Origin of the sequence: Christiangramia sabulilitoris, assembly GCF_007050985.1 — a bacterium.
Lineage (GTDB): Bacteria > Bacteroidota > Bacteroidia > Flavobacteriales > Flavobacteriaceae > Christiangramia > Christiangramia sabulilitoris.
Genome location: NZ_VHSF01000001.1, coordinates 697,363 through 721,474 on the forward strand (window position 1 = coordinate 697,363; position 24,112 = coordinate 721,474).

Annotated in this window: 25 protein-coding genes; 21 read left to right on the forward strand and 4 right to left on the reverse strand. The window is 38.0% G+C overall.

The genetic code is table 11. The features are described from left to right. Nucleotides 1-410: 410 nt before the first annotated feature. Nucleotides 411-2,249, reverse strand: a complete 1,839-nt coding sequence (locus tag FGM01_RS03290; RefSeq protein WP_143409707.1) for a DNA/RNA non-specific endonuclease — start codon at nt 2,247-2,249, stop codon at nt 411-413. 211 nt (nt 2,250-2,460) lie between these two features. Beyond that, nucleotides 2,461-4,353, reverse strand: a complete 1,893-nt coding sequence (gene serA / locus FGM01_RS03295) for a phosphoglycerate dehydrogenase (RefSeq protein WP_143409708.1) — start codon at nt 4,351-4,353, stop codon at nt 2,461-2,463. A gap of 355 nt (nt 4,354-4,708) precedes the next feature. Between serA and FGM01_RS03300 the strand changes: the two genes are divergently transcribed. The 4 genes from FGM01_RS03300 to FGM01_RS03315 all read left to right on the forward strand — a co-directional run bounded on the left by FGM01_RS03300 (nt 4,709) and on the right by FGM01_RS03315 (nt 10,235). After that, entirely contained in the window at nt 4,709-6,946 is a 2,238-nt protein-coding gene (locus FGM01_RS03300) for an APC family permease (RefSeq protein ID WP_143409709.1), read from the forward strand. Nucleotides 6,947-7,528: 582 nt separating this feature from the next. Further along, entirely contained in the window at nt 7,529-8,383 is an 855-nt protein-coding gene (locus FGM01_RS03305) for a universal stress protein (RefSeq protein ID WP_143409710.1), read from the forward strand. 463 nt (nt 8,384-8,846) lie between these two features. After that, nucleotides 8,847-9,332 (forward strand): YqiA/YcfP family alpha/beta fold hydrolase, encoded by a 486-nt coding sequence (locus FGM01_RS03310; RefSeq protein ID WP_143409711.1) that lies wholly within the window; start codon nt 8,847-8,849, stop codon nt 9,330-9,332. A gap of 9 nt (nt 9,333-9,341) precedes the next feature. Next, on the forward strand, nt 9,342-10,235 hold the full coding sequence (locus FGM01_RS03315) for a helix-turn-helix transcriptional regulator (protein ID WP_143409712.1): 894 nt from the start codon (nt 9,342-9,344) through the stop codon (nt 10,233-10,235). A 2-nt stretch (nt 10,236-10,237) separates the two neighbouring features. Here the strand turns inward: FGM01_RS03315 and FGM01_RS03320 are convergent, their stop codons facing one another. Next, nucleotides 10,238-10,585: a cyclic-phosphate processing receiver domain-containing protein gene (locus FGM01_RS03320; RefSeq protein ID WP_243735753.1), complete on the reverse strand. Its 348-nt coding sequence runs from the start codon at nt 10,583-10,585 to the stop codon at nt 10,238-10,240. After that, on the reverse strand, nt 10,560-12,269 hold the full coding sequence (locus FGM01_RS03325) for an AAA family ATPase (RefSeq protein ID WP_143409713.1): 1,710 nt from the start codon (nt 12,267-12,269) through the stop codon (nt 10,560-10,562). Before FGM01_RS03325 ends, FGM01_RS03320 begins: the two co-directional genes overlap by 26 nt. Before the next feature lie 169 nt (nt 12,270-12,438). On the opposite strand from FGM01_RS03325, the gene FGM01_RS14505 reads away from it, so the two are divergent. The 17 genes from FGM01_RS14505 (at nt 12,439) to FGM01_RS03405 (ending at nt 23,813) form a co-directional block, all read left to right on the forward strand. Next, the gene (locus FGM01_RS14505) at nt 12,439-12,603 is read left to right on the forward strand and encodes a hypothetical protein (RefSeq protein WP_166435182.1); all 165 of its coding nucleotides are present in this window, start codon (nt 12,439-12,441) and stop codon (nt 12,601-12,603) included. A 141-nt stretch (nt 12,604-12,744) separates the two neighbouring features. Further along, complete coding sequence (locus FGM01_RS03330; protein WP_143409714.1) at nt 12,745-12,999, forward strand: hypothetical protein; 255 nt, start codon at nt 12,745-12,747, stop codon at nt 12,997-12,999. Between the two features lies 1 nt (nt 13,000). After that, complete coding sequence (locus tag FGM01_RS03335) at nt 13,001-13,474, forward strand: hypothetical protein (RefSeq protein ID WP_143409715.1); 474 nt, start codon at nt 13,001-13,003, stop codon at nt 13,472-13,474. A gap of 63 nt (nt 13,475-13,537) precedes the next feature. After that, nucleotides 13,538-13,897: a hypothetical protein gene (locus FGM01_RS03340; protein WP_143409716.1), complete on the forward strand. Its 360-nt coding sequence runs from the start codon at nt 13,538-13,540 to the stop codon at nt 13,895-13,897. A 42-nt stretch (nt 13,898-13,939) separates the two neighbouring features. After that, nucleotides 13,940-14,401: a hypothetical protein gene (locus FGM01_RS03345; RefSeq protein WP_143409717.1), complete on the forward strand. Its 462-nt coding sequence runs from the start codon at nt 13,940-13,942 to the stop codon at nt 14,399-14,401. Between the two features lie 5 nt (nt 14,402-14,406). Beyond that, nucleotides 14,407-14,634 (forward strand): hypothetical protein, encoded by a 228-nt coding sequence (locus FGM01_RS03350; protein WP_143409718.1) that lies wholly within the window; start codon nt 14,407-14,409, stop codon nt 14,632-14,634. 150 nt (nt 14,635-14,784) lie between these two features. Beyond that, a complete protein-coding gene (locus FGM01_RS03355) occupies nt 14,785-15,246 on the forward strand; it encodes a hypothetical protein (RefSeq protein WP_143409719.1) in 462 nt (153 codons plus the stop codon). 22 nt (nt 15,247-15,268) lie between these two features. Further along, entirely contained in the window at nt 15,269-16,099 is an 831-nt protein-coding gene (locus tag FGM01_RS03360; RefSeq protein ID WP_143409720.1) for a hypothetical protein, read from the forward strand. Nucleotides 16,100-16,174: 75 nt separating this feature from the next. Beyond that, a complete protein-coding gene (locus FGM01_RS03365) occupies nt 16,175-16,582 on the forward strand; it encodes a hypothetical protein (RefSeq protein ID WP_143409721.1) in 408 nt (135 codons plus the stop codon). Then, the gene (locus FGM01_RS03370) at nt 16,582-16,944 is read left to right on the forward strand and encodes a hypothetical protein (protein WP_143409722.1); all 363 of its coding nucleotides are present in this window, start codon (nt 16,582-16,584) and stop codon (nt 16,942-16,944) included. Before FGM01_RS03365 ends, FGM01_RS03370 begins: the two co-directional genes overlap by 1 nt. Nucleotides 16,945-16,949: 5 nt before the next feature. Next, nucleotides 16,950-17,327 carry a hypothetical protein gene (locus tag FGM01_RS03375; RefSeq protein WP_143409723.1) on the forward strand — a complete coding sequence of 126 codons (378 nt, stop codon included), beginning with the start codon at nt 16,950-16,952 and terminating at the stop codon, nt 17,325-17,327. 292 nt (nt 17,328-17,619) lie between these two features. Further along, nucleotides 17,620-19,551: a phospholipase D-like domain-containing protein gene (locus FGM01_RS03380; RefSeq protein ID WP_143409724.1), complete on the forward strand. Its 1,932-nt coding sequence runs from the start codon at nt 17,620-17,622 to the stop codon at nt 19,549-19,551. After that, nucleotides 19,526-20,539, forward strand: coding sequence for a hypothetical protein (locus FGM01_RS03385; protein ID WP_143409725.1), 1,014 nt, complete (start codon nt 19,526-19,528; stop codon nt 20,537-20,539). The genes FGM01_RS03380 and FGM01_RS03385 overlap by 26 nt, the downstream gene beginning before the upstream one ends. A gap of 101 nt (nt 20,540-20,640) precedes the next feature. After that, nucleotides 20,641-21,633, forward strand: coding sequence for a hypothetical protein (locus FGM01_RS03390; RefSeq protein WP_143409726.1), 993 nt, complete (start codon nt 20,641-20,643; stop codon nt 21,631-21,633). 11 nt (nt 21,634-21,644) lie between these two features. After that, nucleotides 21,645-22,571 carry an AbaSI family restriction endonuclease gene (locus tag FGM01_RS03395; RefSeq protein ID WP_143409727.1) on the forward strand — a complete coding sequence of 309 codons (927 nt, stop codon included), beginning with the start codon at nt 21,645-21,647 and terminating at the stop codon, nt 22,569-22,571. Nucleotides 22,572-22,584: 13 nt separating this feature from the next. Next, on the forward strand, nt 22,585-23,241 hold the full coding sequence (locus FGM01_RS03400; protein ID WP_143409728.1) for a hypothetical protein: 657 nt from the start codon (nt 22,585-22,587) through the stop codon (nt 23,239-23,241). Nucleotides 23,242-23,333: 92 nt separating this feature from the next. Continuing rightward, nucleotides 23,334-23,813 (forward strand): hypothetical protein, encoded by a 480-nt coding sequence (locus tag FGM01_RS03405; protein ID WP_143409729.1) that lies wholly within the window; start codon nt 23,334-23,336, stop codon nt 23,811-23,813. The last annotated feature ends 299 nt before the right edge of the window (nt 23,814-24,112 follow it).

Here is a 24,112-nt window from a genome sequence, read left to right on the forward strand (position 1 = left end):
TTCATCATCGTCAAATTAAAGTTTAAGTAATAGCATTATGCAGGTAAGATATACTTTTAATAGCTGTATGACTCAATACATTTGTGAATTACCTTTTTATTAACACAAACACCTTTGAAGAATTTATGTTACCTAAAAGAAAGGGAATACCTGAGTAATAAAAATAAAAAAAGGGCCGTGACCATTATTTCAGAATTGACCCTTTTTTCAACTATTAGCTATTTGCTTAACCTGTTGCGGTTAAGATTAAAATTCAGCAAATAGTTCGATATTGAATAATAAGAATTTGTTAATTAAAGACTTAGCCACAAAACTTTAACTTTTTGGTCACCTGGAAGCAAAGCAGGCAATAAAAAAGCCACGTATCTCTACGTGGCTTTAACCTTATCCTGTTGTGTTGTTCTTAAAGTTTAAATAGCATCTATATTAGCTTCGATCACATCTTCTATAGCGTCTGGCACCAGGCTAAAGAAATCATAACCTGTGGCCGCTTCAATCTGGTCCACACTGGTCTTATACTGGGTCCAGTCTGAAGTCACCGAATTAGAATTTGGCATGTCCACCGCGATCACCCTGGTAGAGGTAGTCACCCGGTTTACATCATCTGTTCCGTCTGGAATGATCATGATCACCTTCCAGGTATTGGAAGGAACCTGTATTTTACCATCAGCCAGATATTCTGCATATCCATTGGCGCCATCGCCCCCAAGGCCATAGCCGCCGGAAATTATATAGATCTCGTAGCCACCACTCAACATCGAGCGGCAGTAATTTTCCAGGTTAGCCCAGGCATAACGGTTATTACTTGGAGCCTGCGGCATCATATTGGTCATAAAGAAAGTATTGGAGTTATCATCTACAGACAAAGTCCGGTCTGCTGAAGGACATAAATGCCCCCGGTCAAAGCCACTATATTGATAATCTGTAGAACCTACCTGGTACCAGGAAGACGGCAGGGAAGTATCTGCCCTGAAGTCGTTCTGTCTGGAAGCAGATCCCATCCAGGCCTCATCAAGATGCCAGCTTACCCAGTTGGCAGTACCTTTATCCCGGCTGTAGGACATTACATATTCCTCTTTTTCCAAAAGATAATTATTAGGTGAATTGATATCGGTTATAGCCAGGGAAGGATTTCCCATGGTAAGATGAACCGCACCTGAGATGGGGTCCACTCCGCCTCCACCACCGGTACCAGTGCCTGGATCTGAAGTACCTCCAATTACAAAATCATCGATGTTAATCCGGTTTCCAGACCCGGATAGTTTTACGATCCTGAACCTTACATTTTCAGTATAGTTAAGGGTATAAGTAATATTTTCAAGAGATGTATTCGCTGAGGTCTGGGTGCTTCCCACCCTGTTCCAGCTAGCTCCCTGGTTGGTAGAAGCCTGTAATTCCCAGGTACTCGATCCATCGGTTCCATATACCGCGTGATTAATACTCAGGCTTTCTGCTCCCTGTACATCAAAGTTCATTTGAAGAATTCCCAGGTCCCTGATGCGGGCAGATTTAGTCCCGGTCTTGCGATCATTAGCCAGAGAACCTACAAGCGCTTCTTCAAAATACCAGGTTCCAGTTGGAAGATCTACAGTTCCCGCAGCATAACTTCCCTTGGAACCGGCTTCATAATCTTCAGTGATATCTATCAGGTCTCCTGTATTTGCAGAACCTCCTGCATTCGGCACTACCACGATATTATCAATATTCAGCCGCTCGTTCTTTCCATCTGTCTTTCGTATTTCGAAACGTACATTACCGGAAACATTTAAATTAAAACTCGCCGTTTCCAGAGTGGATTTTTTAATGATCGTTTCGCTTCCCAAGCTATTCCAGGAACTACCGGCATCTGTAGAATAGTATACCTGGAAGGAAGTCTGCTTATCCCGCCCGTATTTTGCGTATTGCAGACTAAAGGATTTGGCTCCATCGGGCAGGTCAAAATTCATCGTGATGACACCGTTTCCGGTCATCCTTACAGACTGCGCTCCGTTTTTCGCATCTCCGCTAAGGTCTCCAATCAGCGCATCAGCAAAATACCAGTCGCCATCGGTAAAACTTACCACGCCGCCGGCATAGGAATTTTTGAAAGCATTTTCAAAGCCTTCTTCATAATTCCCTTCGGCATTAAGGCTGAAGTTTATGGGAGCATAAGTTGAATCTTCCGGCAGGTTGTCTTCGGTAGCACATCCGGTAAAAAGCAGAAAAACCTGCATTAAAAGCAGGTATTTAAGTAGGGTAAAATTTTTCATGGTAAGGTTAAATTGTCAGATAAGGTTTATGCCGCCTAAATTATCTAAAAGACCTTCTCTAATAATTATGTCAGAAATTAATTATTAATAGTTTATTAACGAAATAGAACAAATGATCTGCATGGATTTTTCAGCCAGAAATATTTCCGCATAAAAAAAGGCCCGGGAATTTCCCCGAACCTTGATCTTACTCAATGTTGAATTTTTATATCTAGTAAAGCACCCTGAACCTGATAGTGCCTTCTATTTTCTTGAGTTCCCTGATCACCTCAGCGTCATATTCCTTATCTATATCTGTGATCACATAACCAATGGTCTCATTGGTCTTAAGATATTGCCCTACAATATTGATATCATGAGTGGCCAGGATCCTGTTTATATGGGCAATAATACCGGGTTTGTTATGGTGAATATGGATAAGCCTGTGGGCATTTTCCAGAATAGGCAGCTGCAGATTAGGGAAATTTACAGAATTAGTGGTACTACCTGTATTGATATAATTAATAATCTTTCCCGGTACAAAATTACCAATATTCACCTGTGCTTCCTGGGTACTACCCCCAATATGCGGAGTAAGTATCACGTTGGGAAGGCCTCTTAGCGGCGATTCAAATTCTTCCTGGTTGGTCTTGGGTTCCTTTGGGAAAACATCTATACCGGCTCCCTTTATCCGTCCGGCTTCCATATGGGCTTTGAGTGCATTTACATCCACCACCTGTCCCCTGGCAAGATTAAGAAAGATGCTGCCTTCTTTCATCCAGCCTAATTCCCGGTCACCGATCATATTCGTATTATCCTTGCGGCCATCTACGTGCAGGGTCACTATATCTACTTTTTCAAAAAGTTCTTTGATGCTATTACATTTGGTGGCATTTCCCAGGGCAAGTTTTTCCACAAGATCGTAGTAGTAAACATCAAAGCCTATAGCTTCTGCCACCACAGATAACTGTGAACCAATATTACCATAACCTACAATGCCCAGTTTTTTACCGCGCACCTCATAACTGCCTTTGGCAGATTTATTCCATTGTCCCTGGTGCATTTCAGAAATCCTGTCTGGAAGATTACGCATTAAAAAAATGATCTCTCCAATCGCAAGTTCCACCACAGAACGGGTATTACTAAATGGCGCATTGAAAACTGCCACGCCTTTTTTAAGACAGGCTTCCAGGTCTATTTGATTGGTCCCTATGCAAAATGCTCCTACGGCAATAAGCCTGTTGGCATTTTCCAGAACTTTCGCGGTAAGCTGAGTTTTAGACCTAATCCCAAGAACCGAAACATCTTTGATCTTTTCTGCCAGTTCCTCCTCATCCAATGCCCCGGAGATCGTGGAAACATTGTAACCTTCATTTTTCATAATGGTTACCGCATCTGCATGTACATTTTCAAGTAATAGGACTTTGATCCTGTTTTTAGGATAAGATATCGCTTTGTTCATTTTATGAAGGTATAGGAATTCGTCCAGACTGGGTGTGATATGATCTGCCTTGTCCAGGATATTATCGCGTTCAACATTTTCTGTAAACGCATAAAATTTATTGGCCAGCCCGGCCGCTTTGATCTCATAATCATTATAACCGTCCCCAATCACATATACATCACCCTTAAGATCCATTTTTTTGAGTAACTCTACCTTACCATTACTGGAAGAAAGTACATTCTCCTTATCAAACCCAACGATCTTACCCTGCCCGTCGTATTCAAAACTATTGGCATAGACATTTTCTTCACGCACCCCGTACTCTTTAACGATGGGAATAATAAATTCCTTAAAACCATTGGAAATTATATAAATACGATCCTGGTATTCTGTAAAAAAGGCTTCGTTACGAACAAAGGAGACAGATACCTTTGCTTTCAGTTTTTCTATCAACTGCGGAATTTCATCTTTATGAGCTTCCAGGATCCCCAGCCGTCTTTCCAGGGATTCTCTAAAAGCCAGTTTTCCTCCCATCGCGAGGTCTGTAAGCTCCTTGAGATCATCCAGCTTTTTCTGCTTGTTGGGATTGCCGGCTAAACTTATTTCACCCAATACGTCCAAGGCCTCTACCTGGGTAAAGGTACTGTCGAAGTCAATTACAAAATGTCTGTTATCCTCCATAAGGATGTGCTGTTTTTTTCTTTGAACAGATAAAACTAAGTCTTTTTAGGGCATTAAGAAACACAATTTTCAGCCAGGAAATATAAAATTACAGTTTCTTCAATATGAAGCGAAAAAACTATGTAAAAGAGAAAATTTTACGTTTCAGAAGCTATTTTTTAAGAATTATTCATGAAACCTTTGAAAAACTTTTCAGGAATAAATCATATCCAACCAGGTACGAGCGTTAAGAAAAAAATAACAATTCTATTAAATCCTGTGTTTCTTAGACTTATTTCCAATACATTTAATATATCTAATTTGATTAGTGACCGGAGGTTATTCCCCGAATGCCAGATCACTGCTGAATTGGCCTATGAAAAACCCATTTAAAAAACAAAACGGTGACAGTTCTCCCGTAATTCCCCCGGTAAAAAGTGGCCTGGGTACTTTTGGAGGAGTATTCACCCCCTCTATTTTAACCATCCTAGGGGTGATCATGTACCTGCGTTTTGGCTGGGTGGTTGGTAATGTCGGGCTTCTTGGCACCTTATTGATCGTTACCCTTTCTGTATCCATAACCTTTCTTACCGCCTTATCAGTAGCCTCTATCGCCACAGATCAGCAGGTGCGGGCCGGTGGTGCCTATTATATGATTAGCAGGTCGCTTGGGGTTGAGGCCGGCGGAGCCATAGGGATTCCCCTTTTTATCGCCCTTACTCTATCTATCGCCTTATATACCGTTGGTTTTGCCGAAAGTGTGGTAAGTGTATTTCCCGAACTGGATTTTAAAACCGTAGGAATGGTCACTACCGTTCTGGTGGGATTACTTGCTATGATCTCTGCAAAAGTTGCTATACGGGCACAATATTTTATCATGTTCGGTATAGCACTGTCGTTGGTATCCCTTCTCTTCGGAAGCCCCATCGAAGAAACCAGTATTGAATTAATGCCCGCCACCAATACGAACAGGGAAAGCTTCTGGGTGGTTTTTGCGGTGTTTTTCCCGGCGGTCACAGGGATTATGGCCGGGGTAAATATGTCTGGCGACCTTAAGAACCCTTCTAAATCTATTCCGAAAGGAACATTTGCCGCCATCCTGGTGGGCTATATTATCTATATGGGCTTACCTGTTATCCTGGCCAACAGGGCAGATGCCGAAACCCTTATCGCCGATCCTTTGATCATGAGAAAGATCTCCTATTGGGGCGACGCTATACTTATTGGGGTCTGGGGCGCTACCCTTTCCAGCGCCGTGGGAAGTATCCTGGGTGCACCAAGAGTGCTGCAGGCTCTGGCCCGCGACCGGGTTCTCCCTCAATGGTTAAGCTGGCTAGGAATTGGAACTGCAAAAGACGATTCCCCAAGATATGGTACACTATTTACCATGCTGGTCGCCCTGGTTGCAGTATACCTGGGAAATCTGAATATTATCGCGCCAATACTCACCATGTTCTTTTTAACCACTTACGGGGTATTGAACGCTGCTGCCGGGATCGAAGGCTTACTGGCAAGTCCGTCATTCAGACCTGCTTTTAAAGTTCACTGGATATTTTCACTTTTAGGAACGCTGGGGTGTATCGCCGTCATGTTTCTAATCAACGGAGTGGCGACAGGAATCGCTTTTATTTTTATCACGATAATTTTTGTCTGGCTACAGAGCCGGGAGATGAAGACCGCCTGGGGAGATGTTCGCCGCGGGGTCTGGATGGCCCTGGTAAGAATAGGCCTGCTGAACCTGAGTACCGAAAAAGATTCAAAAACCTGGAGACCGCATCCGCTGGTACTATCGGGCGCGCCCACCAAGCGCTGGCACCTGATAGATTTCGCCTCTTCCATCACCCATAACCGCGGAATTTTAACCGTAGCTACAGTTCTTACCAGCAAACTCACCACTATAGAACGACGTAAGCAAATGCAGCAAAATATAGAGGATTTCCTGGTAAAGAGAAGTTCCCGCGGATTTGCGAGGGTGATCGAAGCCGATGATACGTTTCTGGGTGCCGAAAGCTTTGTTCGTGCCTATGGGCTGGCATCACTCGAACCCAATACCATTATCCTCGGTGATTCTGAAAATTCTCTATACAGGAAGAATTACTGCGATATGATCAACAGTTTCTATAAACTAAACCGTAACCTGCTAATTATTAAGGAGAATAAGGAAAAAGGCTACGGACAGAAAAAAAATATTGATATCTGGTGGGGAGGATTAAAAGGAAATGGCGGTTTGCTAATGATCCTGGCTTATCTTTTAAAAAGCAGCCGCAGCTGGTATGGAGCCAAGGTCACCCTGAAAATGATGGTAGACACAGAAAATGCCGCCCAGGATGCCCGGCATAATTTATTGGAGGTGATCAAAAAACTCAGGACCGGGGCTAATCTGGAAGTAATTGTTTCCAATGGCCGTACTTTTGACCAGGTTTTAAAAGAATCTTCAGCAGGCGCTGATCTCATTTTTATGGGTATGAAAAGCCCCGATGCCGATTTTGAAAATTACTATGCTAATATGCAGGACCGGTTAAAAGATCTGCCTACCACGGTTCTGGTACTGGCAGCAGAAGAGATCTCTTTTGGAGAGGTTTTACTACAGCAGGATGTTTTTAGAAAAGACTGATCTCCCCTAACCTACTGAGTCTCAATTTCCAATTATTCCTCCATAATATTTATTAAAAATTCTTTAGTTTTTTGTGTAACAAAATACCGGTAAAACACACTAGTGGGTTGGGTTTTATAACTCAGGTTTCAATTAAAGAAATTCCAGGCCACAATTTAAGATGCGGTAGATTTGGTAGGGTATATTTACCGCTTCGGGCCTGGTATTCTATTGGCATTCATCTTTTAAGAATTAGAGATAAATGAAAAAAAGCCGGAATCATATCCGGCTTTTCTTTTGGCTAATTCAATGATTCATAATCAACTGTACAATCATTGTAATTAATTTAATTGTCAATACTTCATATAAAACCTCCTCTTTTAAGTTCTATATATCTACGCGAAAATTATGCCTCTGGTTTTGAAACAAAAGACTGAATTGGTTAAAACTTTAATGCTATCGCATCATTTTTAACGAAAAGATTCATTTTTATCATGATTTACCTGAATAAATAAAGGTTTTTATTAAATGTCGCTTATTAATCGCGGAAATTTCTGAATATGAACTTTGGCTGATTATATTTACAAATCCAATCCCGGAAATATGGAAAAACACATTTTAATCCCTACCAACTTTACCAAGCATTCCTGGAATGCACTCATTTTTGCGATGAATCTGTATAAGAAGCATGCCTGCACTTTTTATCTTATCAATGCCTACCATTCAAATAACTTCCTGGCAGATGCTCTGCCTCTGGGAAGAAATCAGGATGATGAAGACAGTGAAAAAATAACTTCAGAGAAAGGTTTGGACAGGATGATGAAAGGCCTGGGTTTTAGAAAAGAAAATCCAAAACACCAGTTTGAAGTAATCTCGCACCAGGGGAACCTCATAGAAGGTATTCAGGAAAATGCTGATAAATTTGGAATAGACCTCATCGTCCTGGGAGCACCGGGGGATACGGCCGGGATCAATGTAGGTCATGACAATAAGATCTCCAAAATAACCGAAGAAGTGGAAAAATGCCCTATACTGGTCATTCCCGAGGATTACGAACTAAAGAAAGACAAGGATCTGGAAATCGTTTTCCCCACCAATTACAGGCTGCCATTTAAGCAAAAGGAACTGGTGCCGCTGGTAGAACTTGCCGAAGGGCTGCAAGCCTCGGTAAGGGTACTTTATATTAATACAGAAAGCAAACCATTAACCCCAGACCAGGAAGAGATCAAAGAAGAGTTAGCGAAACATCTGGAAGATATTCCATTTTATTCGCATAGTCTCACCCAGACCACTCCGTCAACCGGGGTACATCTTTTTATAGAAAGCCGTGAATGTGATCTGCTGGCTTTATACCAGAGAAAACAGGGATTTTTCTCGAGGCTCTTCCAGAGGACCAGGTCGAACGATCTTAACTTCGATCCCAGGTTACCGGTACTTATATTGAAAGAGATCAAATAAGCTAAAATAATAAAGGGAACATAAATGAATATTTCACATTTACTGTTCCCTTTACCTGTCATAATCTTCACCTGGCATTATCCAGATAATCAACAGGTATCTTCTCAGCTCTACTAAAAGTTAGCACCCTGCATGACCCTATAAATTTAGTGAAAAAATAAATATTCACCCTAAATATTTAATAATTAATACTAATATTTTCAACGATTTAAGGTACGAATCAACACAATATATAGTGTGAACATATTTCAGGATCCTCCCGGAAAATACTGGAATTTTAATATATCTCTATGGGAAAAGTGCAGGAACTTTAATTATAGATGCAGTTGAAACGACTCCTTATAATTCGGTTTATTTTTAGCAGTCCTCTGTTCGCATCCCTAGATATTTAATCTATTTCACAGTGCGACATATTTTGTCGCCTGCTCTTGGTTTATTTGTGCTGAACCTTTAAATTCACAGGATGAATATTTTATATCTCCACGGGCTTCACAGTAAACTTAGCCAACCCAAACGAAAATTACTCGAACAATACGGAAAGGTCTTCGCGCCAGATACAGCATATGAAAACAAGCATATACAGCCGGTTGAAATTCTAAAGCAATATCGTGACACTCACTTCAATGTCGTGATTGGTAGCAGCATGGGGGCATTAAATGCCTTTATTATTTCTGAAAATATAGGTAGGCCTGCCCTTATATTTAATCCACCTTTGAAAAAATACAGGCATGTAAATTTTAAAGCGCAGCATGTAAAAGGATTACACACCAAGCAAATTTTCCTGGGAGGAAATGATGATATTGTAGACCCTGCTGATACCTTAGAATTCTTAGGCGGTTATAAAGCTTCAGATCTTTCCATAACGATAGACCAGAAGAACGGGCACCGTATTCCTCTGGATATTTTCAGGGAACAGCTTGCCATTTTCTTTTCTGGAATTTGTTATTAAATCTATATTATGTCTGTTAACCAAACAATTAAACGATACACCAGGATCATCTCATTATTAAGGCGCCGGCCTATGAGTTATGACGAGATACAAAATGAACTTTCTTTAGATCCAGATGCCATCGAGGATAATCTATTAACTTCTCAACGAACCTTACAAAGAGATATCAAGGCGATCGCTTCTATCTATGAAATTGAGATCACTTCAGATAAAAGGCTTAATAAATATTTTATCAGGGAAGATGTGGAAGATCTTCCAAGTAAGAGGCTCCGGGAGAATTTTGAGATCCTCAACGCCATAAGAATGTCCAGAGGATTTGGAGAAAGCCTGATTTTTGAAGAAAGAAGATCTCTGGGAACAGAACATATGGCAGGCTTACTACATGCTATTCAGAATAAACTATATGTAGCGTTCACTTATGAAAAGTTCTGGGATGATTCAGTACAGGATAGAAAGGTCGCTCCGGTATCCTTAAAAGAGGCAAGGAATAGATGGTACCTCATCGCAAAGGATGAAAAAGACGGTAGATTCAAGAATTTTTCATTAGATAGAATCCAGGATCTGGTCCTTGAAAAGTCGAAATTTCTTCCGGTGCATTTTGACGTTGAAAAAGAATACCGGGATAGTTTTGGGATCATTAATGGTACCGAGGAGGAACCAGTAGAAGTCATTCTTTCCTTTACTCCGGAACAGGGAAGATATGTGGAATCACTTCCTCTCCATCTAAGTCAATCTTTGATCAGCAAATCTGAAGAAGAGATTCGATTTAGCTATTACATACGACCAACATTTGACTTCAAAATGGAAATTCTCTCCTACGGAAACAAGGTAAAAGTGATCGAGCCTGTAGAATTCCGGAAAGATGTGGTGAGAGATCTTCAATCGGCATTAGCACAATATTAAATTCAGTTCTTTTCTTTGCTCCTAACAAAATTCTTCAGGAGCCTGTTTATGTTTACCTTCCCTACAGGATTCGCACTTTGAGAACTCCATAATGGTGGATATAACTGATTATCCAGGCAATAATTCACCAGCCATTTCGCACATTCGTATCCACTGGGAGTATTGGCCCCGAGATCGTGATCAAAACAAATCCCATCCGGCAAACCATGCTGCAGTATCCATTCAGTGAACTGGTAGTAATCCTTTAACCACACTACTTCAACCTCCCTCCCAATCGGGCTGTAAGCCAGCCAATCCATCCTGGTCTCTATAGGATTTCGTATATCATCTAACCATATTAATTTTTTCATCTTTCTTGTTTTGGAAACCAAGAATGGTGGTTTTCTTTTCTTTGAAATTTTTCTCTGAATTACATTCAAACTTTTCCTGATGACAAAACTCCAGAATCGCTTCGAAATCAATTTTTTCAGAATTAATGATTTCATGCATTAAGATCTTACGGGTTATATTTTCTATTTCACCTCCTGAAAACTTAAACTTCCGGGCTAACTCCAAATGATTTGCAGGAGTTAGAAATTCCAGTTTTTCTTGCCATATTTTCTCCCGGGCAATTTTCCCAGGCCGATCGATCTGAATCTTGAAAAGAAATCTTCTCTCAAAAGCAGCATCCAGATTATCAATAAGGTTGGTAGTTGCAATGAAAATACCTTTGAAATTTTCCAGTTCTTCCAGAAGAATATTCTGAATGGTATTTTTGGTTTGATCTATATTCGAATCTGAAATTCCAGTACGTTTAGACAGAATGGCATCGGCCTCATTGAATAATAATATTGGAGCCATTGTCTGTGAGGTTCTTATACTTTCATATTTCGTAAAGATTTTTTTTATCAATTTCTCACTGTCACCAAACCATTTAGACTTTGTTTCACTAATATCCACCCTCATGACATCCCTTCCAGTCTTCCTGGCTAATTGTAACACTCCTTCCGTTTTCCCCGTTCCCGGTGGTCCGTAGAAAATACAATTAAACCCAATTGGTAAATCTTTAGCATCGAGCATTTCCTGCACTTCCAGAAACCTTTCAGGTTTAAGGGCTTTAGAAAGGAGATTTAAATTCTGCGTTTCTTTCTCGTTATAGTGAAGTTGTTTTGCACGAATACTACCACTGCTTATGATATCCTTTTTATCTGCCTCCCCTATCTTAATTCCTTCCTTTTCCAGCAACAGCTTTCCATTTTCAGCCAGTTTTAGATCTGAATCATTAAAAAATCCTGCTTTATCCAGCTCAATAAGATTTTTCCTGATCAGGTCGTTTTCTCCGGAAATCAGTTTCTGACTATAACCTACCCTTCTGGAGGCATTTTTAATTAAGCCTTCCAGGGCTACAGACATATATACCGTTTCACTGCCAGATATGGTCTTCCATAACATATAAAGCAGCAATGCCCTGTCTGTATCATTTAATTCGAAAGCTTTAATGTTTTTAAGAAGAGAAAAATTTCCATACCGCTCCAGCAAGTGATCTGTCTTTCGGGACATTTCAGAGAAGCTGATCTCCTCTTCGTTATACCGCGAGGAGATCTTATATATCTCTTCAAGAACTTCCACCTGATTTTTAATCTCAGTGGTCACCGGTTTTAAAGGAAACTCATTATTAATGACCGCTGCCTGGATAGCGTCAGAAATAATAAAGGCATGAGAAGTCTTCCCGTAATGATTCCTTCCTTTCTTCTCAATGACAAGGTTTTTATTTACTAGCGTTTGGAATGAAGATGAATAGGTCATTATCTCAATCACATTACAACCTAAGGCTTTGCTAATACTGGAGTAGCAGGCCACAGACTCTTCCAGGTTTAAAGTAAAGATCAGGGAAAAGATAAAGGCTTCTTCTTCTGAACAATCCATTTTTTCTGCGAGCCTTTCCAGCTCGGTTTTTACTTTTTTAAAAGCCTGCGGAGCAAGTTTCTTTTTCTCTAAAGCATTATAAATATTTGAAATGCCGGTTAAGGCTTCATGTTTATTATTTGTAAGCATATCCACTATAATTTACACAAGAATAAACTGAGGTGCGGACAGATGATGTCGTGAGTTTATTTAATCTTAAAGGATCCTGCTTGAATTATTTCCTTTCAGATTAATTAAAATTTTAAACGTCATTTTTTGTCGTTACCGGAACCTACTTTTGTTCAAAAGCAAATTACTAATGAAGAAAACCTGTGTTTTTACTCATGGTGGAATTACGCTGGATCTGTCAAGGATAAAATCCCTGCACATAGATACCTGGAGCCCGAACAAGAAAAGCCATATTTTAAGAATTGAATTAGACACCCATTATGAGTATATAAAAAATCCGGATAATGATGAATAGTTTTGATCAGGGATTATATAGAGCATGCCTATGCTGATTATGCCACGGCAGAAACCTATCGAAATGAATGCCAGGGATACTGGGAAGATTATTTATCAGGAAGGATTTAAAACACTAAGTACCTAACAAATACCAGAAATCATGAAACTAGACCTGATCAACAGAAATCTTTATACAGATTCCGGAAACTTCATAAAAAAGTTGCACTGTCCTCTTAAGGTTAGCTATACACAACTCGAACAGGTTTCCGGAGATAAAATGAATTGCCGGGAATGCAGGAAAGATATTCTGGAAACAGCAAATCTTGAAGACAGAGATCTCCTTGAAATCGTAAAAAATGATCCGGATAAATGTATCAGCATAGATCTAAACCAGTCTAATTTGATAATTATTTAAAATGAATAATCTAAAAGCTAATCCAAATGCTTTGCCCGTAATTACTACCGGCAGATCTGAAAAGGCTATTAACAAGGCGGCAAAAAACGGTTTATTTCCGCTGGTAAAAAAGGTTGAGCCTTCTAAAAAAATCCGGAGTAAATATGCTGTTTTTCAGCATAAGATTACCGGGGAAATAGAGGTTGTGGGCGATTTTCGTGCTGATTTTCGGGATCATGATGAGTATGAAAAGGTTATCGACTGGACCTGGTATTATCCCGATCCCTTTCCAGAACCTTTTGCAGCCTATCTTATACCACCAGATCTTCAGGCCGGTGATAAGGTATGGTTAGAAGACCTGATAGATGATTATGTTGGCAGCCACTGGAACCAGGGTAATACTTACAGACTCAAAAGTGCCGAAGCTATCTGGACCGGTAAGGATTTCAAGATCGATTACGATGCCCTACGGGATGTGTGTATCATGGTTGGTTGAATTGAGTTATATAAATCCCGGTTATTTTTAGAATTTATAGAAAACAATAAAAAGAAAATTATTATGCAGGAACTTGACCTTTATCTGGATCCAGATGAATTCTTTTGTCCGGTTACGGGGCTACAAATCATGGGTATTGAAAAAGACTTCAGTCCTTCTCCGGCTATGCTTTTTTTCTATCTGCATGAAGTGCAGGAGTTCGAATATGTTCACCAAAGCATTAAGGAAAGCTTTCCGCAGCACTTTTCCCCTCGTGGAGAGATTCAGGATTCAGAAGAACTTTATAATACTATTCTGGAAGAAAATTATATGCATGTAAATGAGCGGATCCTGATCAATTTTGGACAATTAAGTATGGCCAGTATGGGATTCGATTTTAATCTTCAGGACCAGGGACTAAATGACAAATTGCGGACGGTCTGATATCCGAGGTATTAAACAATTTTCCAATAAAAACTTTCTATTATGACCAGCAAATTTTTAAAAATATTGATTCTATTGAATTTTATATGCCCAACAGTGATGGCACAACTGGGAGAATCAAAGAAAGATATTATTGCGGCTTTTGGAACAGATTACACGGCCGGGACGGGAGATTTTGATAAACCATATATTTCATATACAGATATAGCCAATCCCGAAGACAGGCAGCCATATAAAGTTTCCATCGTATTTTATTTCGTCATAATGGACGATGGGGACGAACGCTGTTCTCATATGAAATTCATCTATCCTTTATCTGAAAGGGCTTCGCTGACAGATTATTATAACAAAACCCTCACCAGTATGGATTCGGTAACCTGGCGTGATCCAGACACCCGTTACCTATACCATATAAAGGAAAGGTATCCCTTTTGCACTTTAATGATCTGGCTGGGAGTAGATGAGTATAGTTACTCCTCCCTGTTCGGAAAATCCAAAAATTAATTTCTATGATCCCAATGCGCAAAACTTCCCATACCTGGTTTTTACTTGCTATCTTATTTATGCTGGATTATAGCGATATCCGGATGGAAATTGAGCCTCCCCTTCCTAAAATTACCGCGCAAAATAAATCCTACACCGAATGCATCGATATAGAGAACAACTGCCTTAATGGAACATCTATTAATTTCGAAAAGCGGAAGATAGCAGATAATTTTCAGAACGCCACCAATTGACGTAATCTGGGTGTAACATTGTAATCGTAATGATATTTGATTTTAAAAACCGGAATTGATTGTTTTGATTTGATTGTTTTGACTTAGAACGCCCATTCTTCCGGTTATGGGCGTTTTTATTCTTATTTTTTTCTAACCTGGAATAGAAATATGAACAATTTTAAACCATATTATAAGAATATTTATATTGAGCATATGAGGCTCTTTAAGAAGCTTTCGAATAACGGACTTGTGGCATTTTACAATATAGAATTGGAAAAACCCAAATCTAAAAAGAGATATAATGCCATCAGAACTGCCTTGGAAGAAGAACTCGAGGATCGACAAATCGATTTTTCGGTCATTAAGGAAATAGAAGATTTAGAAACACCTCCGGTAATTCTTGTAGGGAACAAACTATATACGATCAATGAGGTGCCTCTAGAGATCGCCGAAGGCCTTACCATGATGTACCTTAAAGCCGCAAAAACCGAATTTAAAGGAATACAGGTGATCTGGAGGAATGAACAGGAAATCTGTTATACTCAGCATGGAAAGGAAATTATGATCTCTGCGAGGACGGTAATCCAGTCTTTTACGAAAGGGCTTCTAAAACCCAAAACCATTAAATAATAATTCTGTAAAACAAGCGACCATGACTAAGGAAACCGATAACCTGCAGGCATATCTCAGCAATCCCCAGCCGTTTTCCCTGCTGGATTTAAACGTCGAAGGGAAAGATATAAGCTCGCTCTACCGGGAATTACATTTCCGGGCCGAGGAAGAATTTAAAGAACATTGTTATCGCAGTATGAAAAATTATACTTTTCAGAAATTCAGGCTAAGTGTGTTCTACCGGAGGTATCAATTCCTGCTGAGACATCTTAATGATTTATGTTACTGGGCCTACCGCAGGGAAACTGAGTTCCCGGCAGAATTGAAAAAGGCAATGAACTACAAACCGGTTTTTAATAATCCCTGGGGAGTAAAGGAATATAGCGGTAAAATTAATTTTAAACCCAAAATAAAAACCCAGCAACATTTAAATAAGGAGATAAGAAACTACCTGAGCAAATTTTTTAAGTTACCCTTGCAATGTATCCGGGAAGATTCAAATTTATATACGCTCTCACTGGTTTCCGGTTTTTTCGAAACAGTTGCAGGCCAGAATTCAGATATCAGGATAGAAGACCTTAATTCCCGTAGCTTATCTATGGCAGTGAATGATTTACCGCTTGTGCGGGAAGGGAAGAAATATAAAATTTTTATCGATGACCTTTTAAAAGACCGTAACGGGCAACAGGAATTATATCTAACAAGCGAGGTTGAACCCGACGGATTTTTAGATCACGTTATCAACCTGTCCCTGTGTCTAATGGAAATTCCACCGGAAATTGAAAAATATCTCACTAATCCCGATGGTCTGGATGAGGCACAAACTGTAGGTGATCTGCTTGCTGTTTTCCAGATAACTCAAAGTAGATAAATAAAAATTTTATGGGAAACCGTAATAAAACAATATACTTGTAATTATATTCATACAAACCTAATATAGAATTTTATGAAAAGAATAGTAGTGCTGCTAACAATTATTTTGTTGGCAGTTTCCTGTAGTAAGGATGAATCATCCAGCAAATCAAATGATTCCATCAATCCCCCGGAATGGATTCATGGAACCTGGCGGGCAGAAGATGGTTATGGATCCACAACCTTAACTGGTCTGAAGTTTACCAGCGACGATCTCATCCTGGATATGGGTAGCAGCGAACTAAGTCATAAAGCCCAGCTTCAACAATACTCTCAAATAAGTGAGATAACCGTGGATGAAGAAATATCCAATAGCGAATATAGCCTTAGAATCGACTATGTGCAGGGAATTTCTATAAACTATGCTTTTAACCGAATAGATGAGATTACCATTTACTGGACCAGTACCGGCTATGGCAACCTGGAATTAAAAAAGCAGTAATGTTAGAGCTAATGGTATATATCACTGCAGCATTATTGACACTTTCCAAATTCCTGGATTGCTATTCCACCCAGTTAAGAATTAGAAATTTAAATGATGAAACAAATTCTATAGGCAGAACTTTTATGAGCCTAGGGATTAAAAATGGAATCTGGATCATATTCCTTATCTCTCTTCTAATCATTTTAGGGTCTGTTTTTTTGATTTCTGAATACTATTCCACACTGCTTTATCAATGCCTTTTTATTATTACTGGAATTTTAGTTAGTGTGGTGCAGTTTGCCGTGGCGCATGCCAATTACTATGGCAGGGAAAATAAAATTACAAGGCTAATTAGAAGAATCCACATTTACAAAAATTAAAAAACATGAAGGAATTAGGATTTAATGAGATGGAAAATCTCTATTGCCCAGTTACTGGTCATCAAGTATTAGACCCAGAACAATTTAACCCCTCTCCTGCTCTTGTTTTTAATTATATTAAATTTGAAGGAGGATCTTTTCCTTATCTAAGAGAAGACTTTAAGGAAAAGTTTTCTGAGTATTATATGAATGAAAACCATCATTCTACTCTTTATAAAATCTTAACAGAGAAAGAACTGAATAATTCCGGCAGATATCTTTGGATCACTCTGGAAGGGCATCCTTTCGACACTAGTTTTTGTTTTGATATGACCTTTGGAAATGAACAAAGCAAAGATAATCCGGCATCTTTTTTAAAACTCAGAAAGTTTCAAGTAAAATGAAAATATTAGTAATAGTTTAATAAAATTAAAATTTTAACATTCATTTAAAAAACTGTAAATCAAACGAATATTAATTCTTAAACATTTCTCTATTTTTTATTTATTAAAGTTTTAAGCTTTTTTTTTAGATTTACCTAATTCACATCTCTCCCTACAAGATGGTTTGTTTATTTCCTCCTCAGAGGAAAAATTGAAAAATAAATAATGACCATTATATTTTCCTTAAACCGGATAATTAAAAAATTCAATTCTCAATACTCAGTAGTTTATCTACTTTTAAACTAATCCAATCATGCAAACAGAGACTCATTTCGAGGACATTCAAAGCAGAATAATTGAAAAACTTCATTCCGCTGAAGAAAACATAAGAGTAGCCGTAGCCTGGTTTACTGATAAAGAAATAATTGAACAATTAGAGGAGATTGCCTTGCGCGGGGTGAAAATAGAAATTATTATTTCAGATAATGAAATAAACAGAAATGTAGATTTTAGTCCTTTGGAACAAAAGGGTATTAAAATTGACTATTTTCCGGTGAAGGGATATGGTACCATGCACCATAAGTTTTGCATTGTAGATAATAAATTAGTGATTACCGGTTCTTATAACTGGACGGTAAATGCAAAATCAAATAATGGTGAGAATATTCATATTGTAACTGATGAAGGTTCCATTAACCAGTATATAGAAAAATTTAAAGATTTAAAAAATCAAATTTTAGGTATTCCGGTTGAAAAAACGGAAGTGGCATCTGAACCTGAACAATCTGAAATTGAAAAGAAAACCAGCGAAATAGAAGAAGATTTTGCCGAAGAATGGAATATTTACCTTAATTCTAAAGTTTCTAACTACGACAAGGCGTCACTGGAAAAGGAAGGGAAAACGGCTGCTGAAAACACTCATGGTAATCCAGACGTAATATCAAATAAAATGAATAAAATTTATCAATCTATTATAGAAGATACAGAGGTTGATAAAAAAGAAATAGAAAGACTCAGAGTTCGTCTAGAAAATAAAATAGATAATTACCAGAATATTCATCAGCAGGAAGCCGAAGAGAAAAAAGCTACTGTTGGATTAAGTACTGAAGCGCAACGAAGAACTTTAACGCTAAGAATACAAAACTCTGAAGAACAGATTAAAAAACTGGAAAACAATAAAAATAATATTCTCAACAATAAAATACCCGATAGTGAAAATAAAATACCCCTTTATGAAATGGAAATTGAAGAGGCTAAGTTAGATCTTACTCCTCCTCCACTAAGGAGAAGAGTCTGGTTGGAAGCGGGAATTCTAATTTTACTTACGGGCTACCTATTCCTTTTTTATTCTTCAATAATCTATACAATTCTATATGGCCGTGAGGATGCGATGAACTATATGGCTATATATGGGAAGCTTCCGGAGATGGAAATTTTTAATAGTGAGGCATTAACACTGGCCTTTGAAAGAGGCTGGTCTACAGTTATATTTATCTCTTTTTTTACTATACTACCTATAGTCTTTGGTTTTCTCTTTCACGGTATTAAGAAAAAATGGATTATTAGGTATAGTTATCTACTCGCAGCCGTGGTCCTAGATGGACTTCTAGCCTATTTAATTGCTAAAAACGTTTACCTGATAGATTACCAGGCTGGAATGGAATCTGATCCATGGGAATGGCAAAAGGTATTTCATATTGCCCGATTCTGGATAGTTTTAGTCCTGGGAGCTGTACCGTATCTGGCCTGGGGAGCTCTATTTGAACATATTAATAGCCAGCTGGATAATAAAAGTAGAAACGTCCTTCACTTTAGAATCAAAAAAACGATTGAAATTTTAAAAGAAAAAATTGGAAAAGTAAAGGATCAAATAGAGCAATTCAAACAGGATGTTACCGACCTGGATAATCAAATTATCGCGGAAAACTCAAATATCCTTCAATGCAATATCGATATCAATCACCTGGAGTATGAACAAAAAATGAGGTTTGATAAAATTCAGCAAGACCTCAATCTCTTACAACAGAAATTAGGTAATCAAAGGGATAAAATTTTAGCATATCTTGATAGTGATCAGGTTCCTGTTTCGAAGAATATTTTCAAGGAACGAGTTACCACTTTCATGTCTGGATGGGAAGACTGGCTTTATTCCTATTACAATAATGAACTTGCCGATGATAAATTTGCTGAAGCTCAGGATGAAGTTGAAAAATGGACCAATGAAACCTTTAGAAATGCGAAATAGATATTCCTTTCTTATAATTATTTTAGTTTTTCTTTATTCCGCTGTAAATCTTTACGGTCAGGGTAGCTCCAGGACTAAAAAACCAAATTTAATTACTCACTATAACATTAAAATTGTCTCTGATCTATCCAACAGACTTGATGACGAATTATATCCTAGACAACTCGAAGACCGGGAGATAATAAGTGAAATTCTACACATATTCCCTGATGTATTCAGGAACTATAATCGCTTGGCGTTTCAAAAAGACAAATTATCCTATGGCCTTTTAAATCCATTAGAATTCAGGGATTATAATAGTTATAAGGATGATCTAAGTCTTGATTTGGGCGCTTTTGGTCAGGATCAATTCAAGCGCGTAGATTACGTTAGAAACAGGAGTGAAAATGCTATAAATACAGATATAGCTAAATTTAATTCTGCCGTCCACGAGATATATCAGCACGCGCTTGAAAGAGGTAGTTTTTACACAGCCGACACCTGGGGATTTTTCAAGCAGGTAGTAGACGAAAACTACTTCAATTTAACGAATCCCATTAATACGGTGATGGCGAAAGATATATCCAGAAATATCATCGTCTTATTAACAGATGGGTTTATAGAGGTAGCTAATAGAAATTCAATTAATTCTTGTATAGACAGGTCTTGTGAATTATTGAATTCTCACCAAATTGAAAAATTCAGGAAATATTATAATAATCTGGAAACTAAAATGTCTTTAAAAGAAGCTTTTAAGGCTTCTGGCTATAAGATAAAACCTGTAAATAACCCCAATTTGAAAGGTGTGGAAGTCCTCATGCTAGAATTAAACGGACGCTCAAAAACCAAAAGTGGAAGGATCACCAAAACACCAACCGACTTTGAAATTCTAAAGCTGTATTGGAAAGATTTCTTAACCCGTGAGGGAGTGAAAAAGATAGAGATAAAGAATGTGCAACCTTCTACAGACAATATAAATCAAATAGTAAAAGCTTTTCTGGAAGAGTAAAGAAGAGAAAACTAAAGACAGCCTTATGCTTTCTAAACGTCAACAATTGTCGTCCTTATCACTTAAACTTGTAGAAGAATTACATAAAAAGAAAATAATTTATGAACGATTTTAAACTGAATTTTGGATTTCTGAAAAATTTCCAGCACATTTTTGCTGAAAATAAAGAAACGACCACTCCTAAAGTCCAGGCACTTTTTTACCTGATGGCTATTACGGGCATTTACCGAATTTTTGAAAAGGAAGACGTGTTTGAGCTGGTAAAACGTCTTCAACTCATATTGCCGGAACAGAAATTAATTGACCAGTTTTTATTGAACGAAGTCGTGCTGACTTTTGAATACGAGAATGAAGTTCATGAAATGAACGTAGCTTTCCTGAAGGAGTTTATAGGCTTTGAAATAATAGATATGAATTCCCATCAGGAATCCTTTGAGAGCTGGGCAGTCAATATCCCAAATTTTAAATTTATTGCGAATGTAGCGGCAGACGCTTCCAATTTCTTGCAATTGGATGTTTCTGATTCCAACATTAGCAGGAAAGGAAACACCACCACAATAGATCTTGGCAAGACACCGGACAATGATGTTGCTTTTGATCACCAGGATGTAAAAAATGCTGAACTCCTGGCAAATGAAGTGGTCAAAGAAATACCTCAAGAGAAATTTGACCGTCTGAAAAAGGATTTCCCCAATAAATTTTTGGAGTTGGAAATGAGAAATCTACCTTTTAAAGAGCCGGTTTTTGACTTCAATTCATTTCCTGTTGAAAAGCAGGAAGCCCTATGGAAGACTTTTTTCCCCAACATGGAGCACTATGATGATGAACCTACGAGGGACTATCATATCAAGCTTTTTCACCTCGCCTGGTTATGGGCAAACGGTTTTGTGATTGAGAAAGATCCTTTCAACGTATATGTGGATCCACGCATAAAGAATTTTGATCACAATGGATATGAGATAGATAGATCAGGATTTAATTTATGGGAAACAAAAGAAGATGAAGGTCTGGAAGAGCTTTTTCCAATGCTTTATGATCCTGCAGTTGCCCTATTGGCTGAAAGACCATGGGAAAACCTAAACATTTACTCCTAAAAACCTAATTCATGCCGAAATCTAAATATTATTTGACCAAAAAAGAATACATAAAAAAGCAGATTGCACGAACAAATAAAAAAAATTTCGAAAACTACGTCATCTCCAGGATAATTCATCGGCTGGATAATTTGGATTTAAAGTTTGTTACCCAGCAATACGTAAAAAGAGAAGATGGTTATTACCTGGCGGACCTTTATTTCCCCCAATTGAATTACTTTATTGAAATAGATGAAGGACATCACTTAGATCAGCAGGAAGCTGACAAAATTCGTGATGCAGATTTTCAGAATGTAGTGGGAGTTTCTCCAAAACGAGTTGACGTTTGGAACACTACAATTAAGGAAATTAATGATCAATGTGACCAAATCGTTACTGAAATTGAGACGCTTGTAATTAAAAGAAAAAGTACAGGAGAATTTGATTCCTGGAGTCCTGAAAAAGAATTCAATCCAGATACCTGGATAAAAAAAGGAAAAATAACTACGAACGACAAAGTTGCTTTTAGGCGAATTGTGGACGGATGCAAGGCGCTGGGTTTAAACTATGAAGGATTTCAACGTGCAGGTGCTAAACACCCATATGAGGAAAATACTATGATATGGTTTCCAAAGTTATATCCTAACGGTGCATGGGAAAATTTTTATGATGAGGAAAAAGGATTGATCCGGGAAAGAAATATAGAAAGCGAAGAAAAAAGATTTAAACACGTAACGTATCACTTAAATGACCCTTTAAAGCGTAGAATAGTATTTGCCCGGGTAAGAGACTCTTTAGGATTCATTCTCTATAGGTTTCGAGGTGTATTTGAATTAGATGAAGATTCATCTAATTACAATGATGGACTTTATTGGCGTAAGACGAGCAAAGAAGCCAAAACCTATGACTATAATAAAAAAAGAACTCCGGCCTGTAATATAAAATCTCTGAATTCTTAAAAACTTTATTAGAATGGCAGCAGTAAAATTTAACAACAGTCACGATTTAATAAACTATTTGTGCAGAGATGAGGTTCTTGGTGAGGTCAAAATAGAATATACCCAGTTGAACAGCTCAATGCTGGAAGCCGCCTACTTTAATTTTCAGTATCCTGCTTTGGAGCAACACCTGGATAGTATTGCCTGGGATATTATAGAAACCAATGAAGCAACAGCATCCAAAATTCAGGTAACATTCTATGAGGATGAACAAGATTACAACTACACATTGGATGCTATCGAAGACGAATTTGAGTCAATTGATGATGAATACCACAACCTCCTTGAGAGTGTCCTGGGCCCTAATGCCTTTGCAGTTATTTCCTTAGAAGGAACAGATTATAACCTCGATTCCACTGAAATTAAAAAATGGGAATTTTTTGAAAATACACCGGAGGGAGAAAGAAAAATTAATCCCTCAAAAGAAGAGGGAGATAAGATTCTCGATGGAATTTTCTCAATTCTTCAGAATTGCGATTCTGTCATCGAATGTATGGAAGAATACGAATTCACAATAGATAACGAAAAATTGAAATTAACTGAAAAGGGGGCACTAATCGCGAATAATATTTTCTCCCTTCAAGATGATGAATTTTTTGAACTGGATACAGATCTACTAAAAAAGGAATAGCAAATTTCCAAGGCGAATAAGAGGTGGTGTCTGTTCTTCTAGAATGTAGAAGGCGCTTGCCAGATTAAACAAAAAATTTAAATATATCTTCTATGGAAAAACAAAATATTTCGCTTACTGTGAAAGGAACACTTGTGGAAGGTGAAATTGTCGAAAAAAGCAAATTCTACATAAGGGTGAGAATAACATCTCCATTTAAAAACTGGGAAAATAGTTGCGGAATAAAGGGTCCTGGAAGACAGACTCCTCACCACTATCTTACAGAACGGGGTGATGAGGTTGCAAAAGATTTATTACTTAATGCCTTTAACAAATTAAAAATCATTGACAAAAGCATTAATAGGCTGGCCAAAGTACAGAGCGATCTGGAAGAGGAACTAAATGAACTTAAAAGTCTGAAGGATTCCTCAATAAAAGAAAGAATAGCCTCTAAGCTTAATTCATGGTTCTATGACAATGCTCTCTTCTCCAGTCGTTCCACCGGAATGATCGCCACTTATGGGGAAAAGGAAAAAATTGAGGGGATTTTTAAAATCTATAGGGAAACTGGAGAAAAACTTTATTTGACTTAGTAGAATTAATTCTAACTTTTCTTGGTATTATAATGAATAAAATAACGAAATTCGAGAAGATGAAATTCAAAAATTTTCTTAAAAAAAGTAACTCTATTCCTTTTAAACACCTAAGATATTCTCTAGATTTACTGCTGTTACTTCTCTTCTTTAATTTCCCTACACACAAAGAAGAGCAGCTTAATCCAGCACCAAAATTTTTACAATAGTTAATGTATAATTTCTGTTACTAATCGTAAAAGCTTTGATGCTATTGTGAATTACCAAGAGATACAGAATACCATAATAAATTCCTGATT

Coding starts and splice junctions, on each gene's coding strand:
- FGM01_RS03305 (WP_143409710.1), top strand. CDS start 7,529: ATGGAAAAACACATTTTAATCCCTACCAACTTTACCAAGCATTCCTGG.
- FGM01_RS03315 (WP_143409712.1), top strand. CDS start 9,342: ATGTCTGTTAACCAAACAATTAAACGATACACCAGGATCATCTCATTA.
- FGM01_RS03320 (WP_243735753.1), bottom strand. CDS start 10,585: ATGAAAAAATTAATATGGTTAGATGATATACGAAATCCTATAGAGACC.
- FGM01_RS03300 (WP_143409709.1), top strand. CDS start 4,709: ATGAAAAACCCATTTAAAAAACAAAACGGTGACAGTTCTCCCGTAATT.
- FGM01_RS03380 (WP_143409724.1), top strand. CDS start 17,620: ATGCAAACAGAGACTCATTTCGAGGACATTCAAAGCAGAATAATTGAA.
- FGM01_RS03360 (WP_143409720.1), top strand. CDS start 15,269: ATGACTAAGGAAACCGATAACCTGCAGGCATATCTCAGCAATCCCCAG.
- FGM01_RS03385 (WP_143409725.1), top strand. CDS start 19,526: ATGAAACCTTTAGAAATGCGAAATAGATATTCCTTTCTTATAATTATT.
- FGM01_RS03375 (WP_143409723.1), top strand. CDS start 16,950: ATGAAGGAATTAGGATTTAATGAGATGGAAAATCTCTATTGCCCAGTT.
- FGM01_RS03370 (WP_143409722.1), top strand. CDS start 16,582: ATGTTAGAGCTAATGGTATATATCACTGCAGCATTATTGACACTTTCC.
- FGM01_RS03405 (WP_143409729.1), top strand. CDS start 23,334: ATGGAAAAACAAAATATTTCGCTTACTGTGAAAGGAACACTTGTGGAA.
- FGM01_RS03395 (WP_143409727.1), top strand. CDS start 21,645: ATGCCGAAATCTAAATATTATTTGACCAAAAAAGAATACATAAAAAAG.
- FGM01_RS03365 (WP_143409721.1), top strand. CDS start 16,175: ATGAAAAGAATAGTAGTGCTGCTAACAATTATTTTGTTGGCAGTTTCC.
- FGM01_RS03325 (WP_143409713.1), bottom strand. CDS start 12,269: ATGCTTACAAATAATAAACATGAAGCCTTAACCGGCATTTCAAATATT.
- FGM01_RS03330 (WP_143409714.1), top strand. CDS start 12,745: ATGAAACTAGACCTGATCAACAGAAATCTTTATACAGATTCCGGAAAC.
- FGM01_RS03290 (WP_143409707.1), bottom strand. CDS start 2,249: ATGAAAAATTTTACCCTACTTAAATACCTGCTTTTAATGCAGGTTTTT.
- FGM01_RS03355 (WP_143409719.1), top strand. CDS start 14,785: ATGAACAATTTTAAACCATATTATAAGAATATTTATATTGAGCATATG.
- FGM01_RS03390 (WP_143409726.1), top strand. CDS start 20,641: ATGAACGATTTTAAACTGAATTTTGGATTTCTGAAAAATTTCCAGCAC.
- FGM01_RS03350 (WP_143409718.1), top strand. CDS start 14,407: ATGATCCCAATGCGCAAAACTTCCCATACCTGGTTTTTACTTGCTATC.
- FGM01_RS03340 (WP_143409716.1), top strand. CDS start 13,538: ATGCAGGAACTTGACCTTTATCTGGATCCAGATGAATTCTTTTGTCCG.
- FGM01_RS03335 (WP_143409715.1), top strand. CDS start 13,001: ATGAATAATCTAAAAGCTAATCCAAATGCTTTGCCCGTAATTACTACC.
- FGM01_RS14505 (WP_166435182.1), top strand. CDS start 12,439: ATGAAGAAAACCTGTGTTTTTACTCATGGTGGAATTACGCTGGATCTG.
- FGM01_RS03310 (WP_143409711.1), top strand. CDS start 8,847: ATGAATATTTTATATCTCCACGGGCTTCACAGTAAACTTAGCCAACCC.
- FGM01_RS03345 (WP_143409717.1), top strand. CDS start 13,940: ATGACCAGCAAATTTTTAAAAATATTGATTCTATTGAATTTTATATGC.
- serA (WP_143409708.1), bottom strand. CDS start 4,353: ATGGAGGATAACAGACATTTTGTAATTGACTTCGACAGTACCTTTACC.
- FGM01_RS03400 (WP_143409728.1), top strand. CDS start 22,585: ATGGCAGCAGTAAAATTTAACAACAGTCACGATTTAATAAACTATTTG.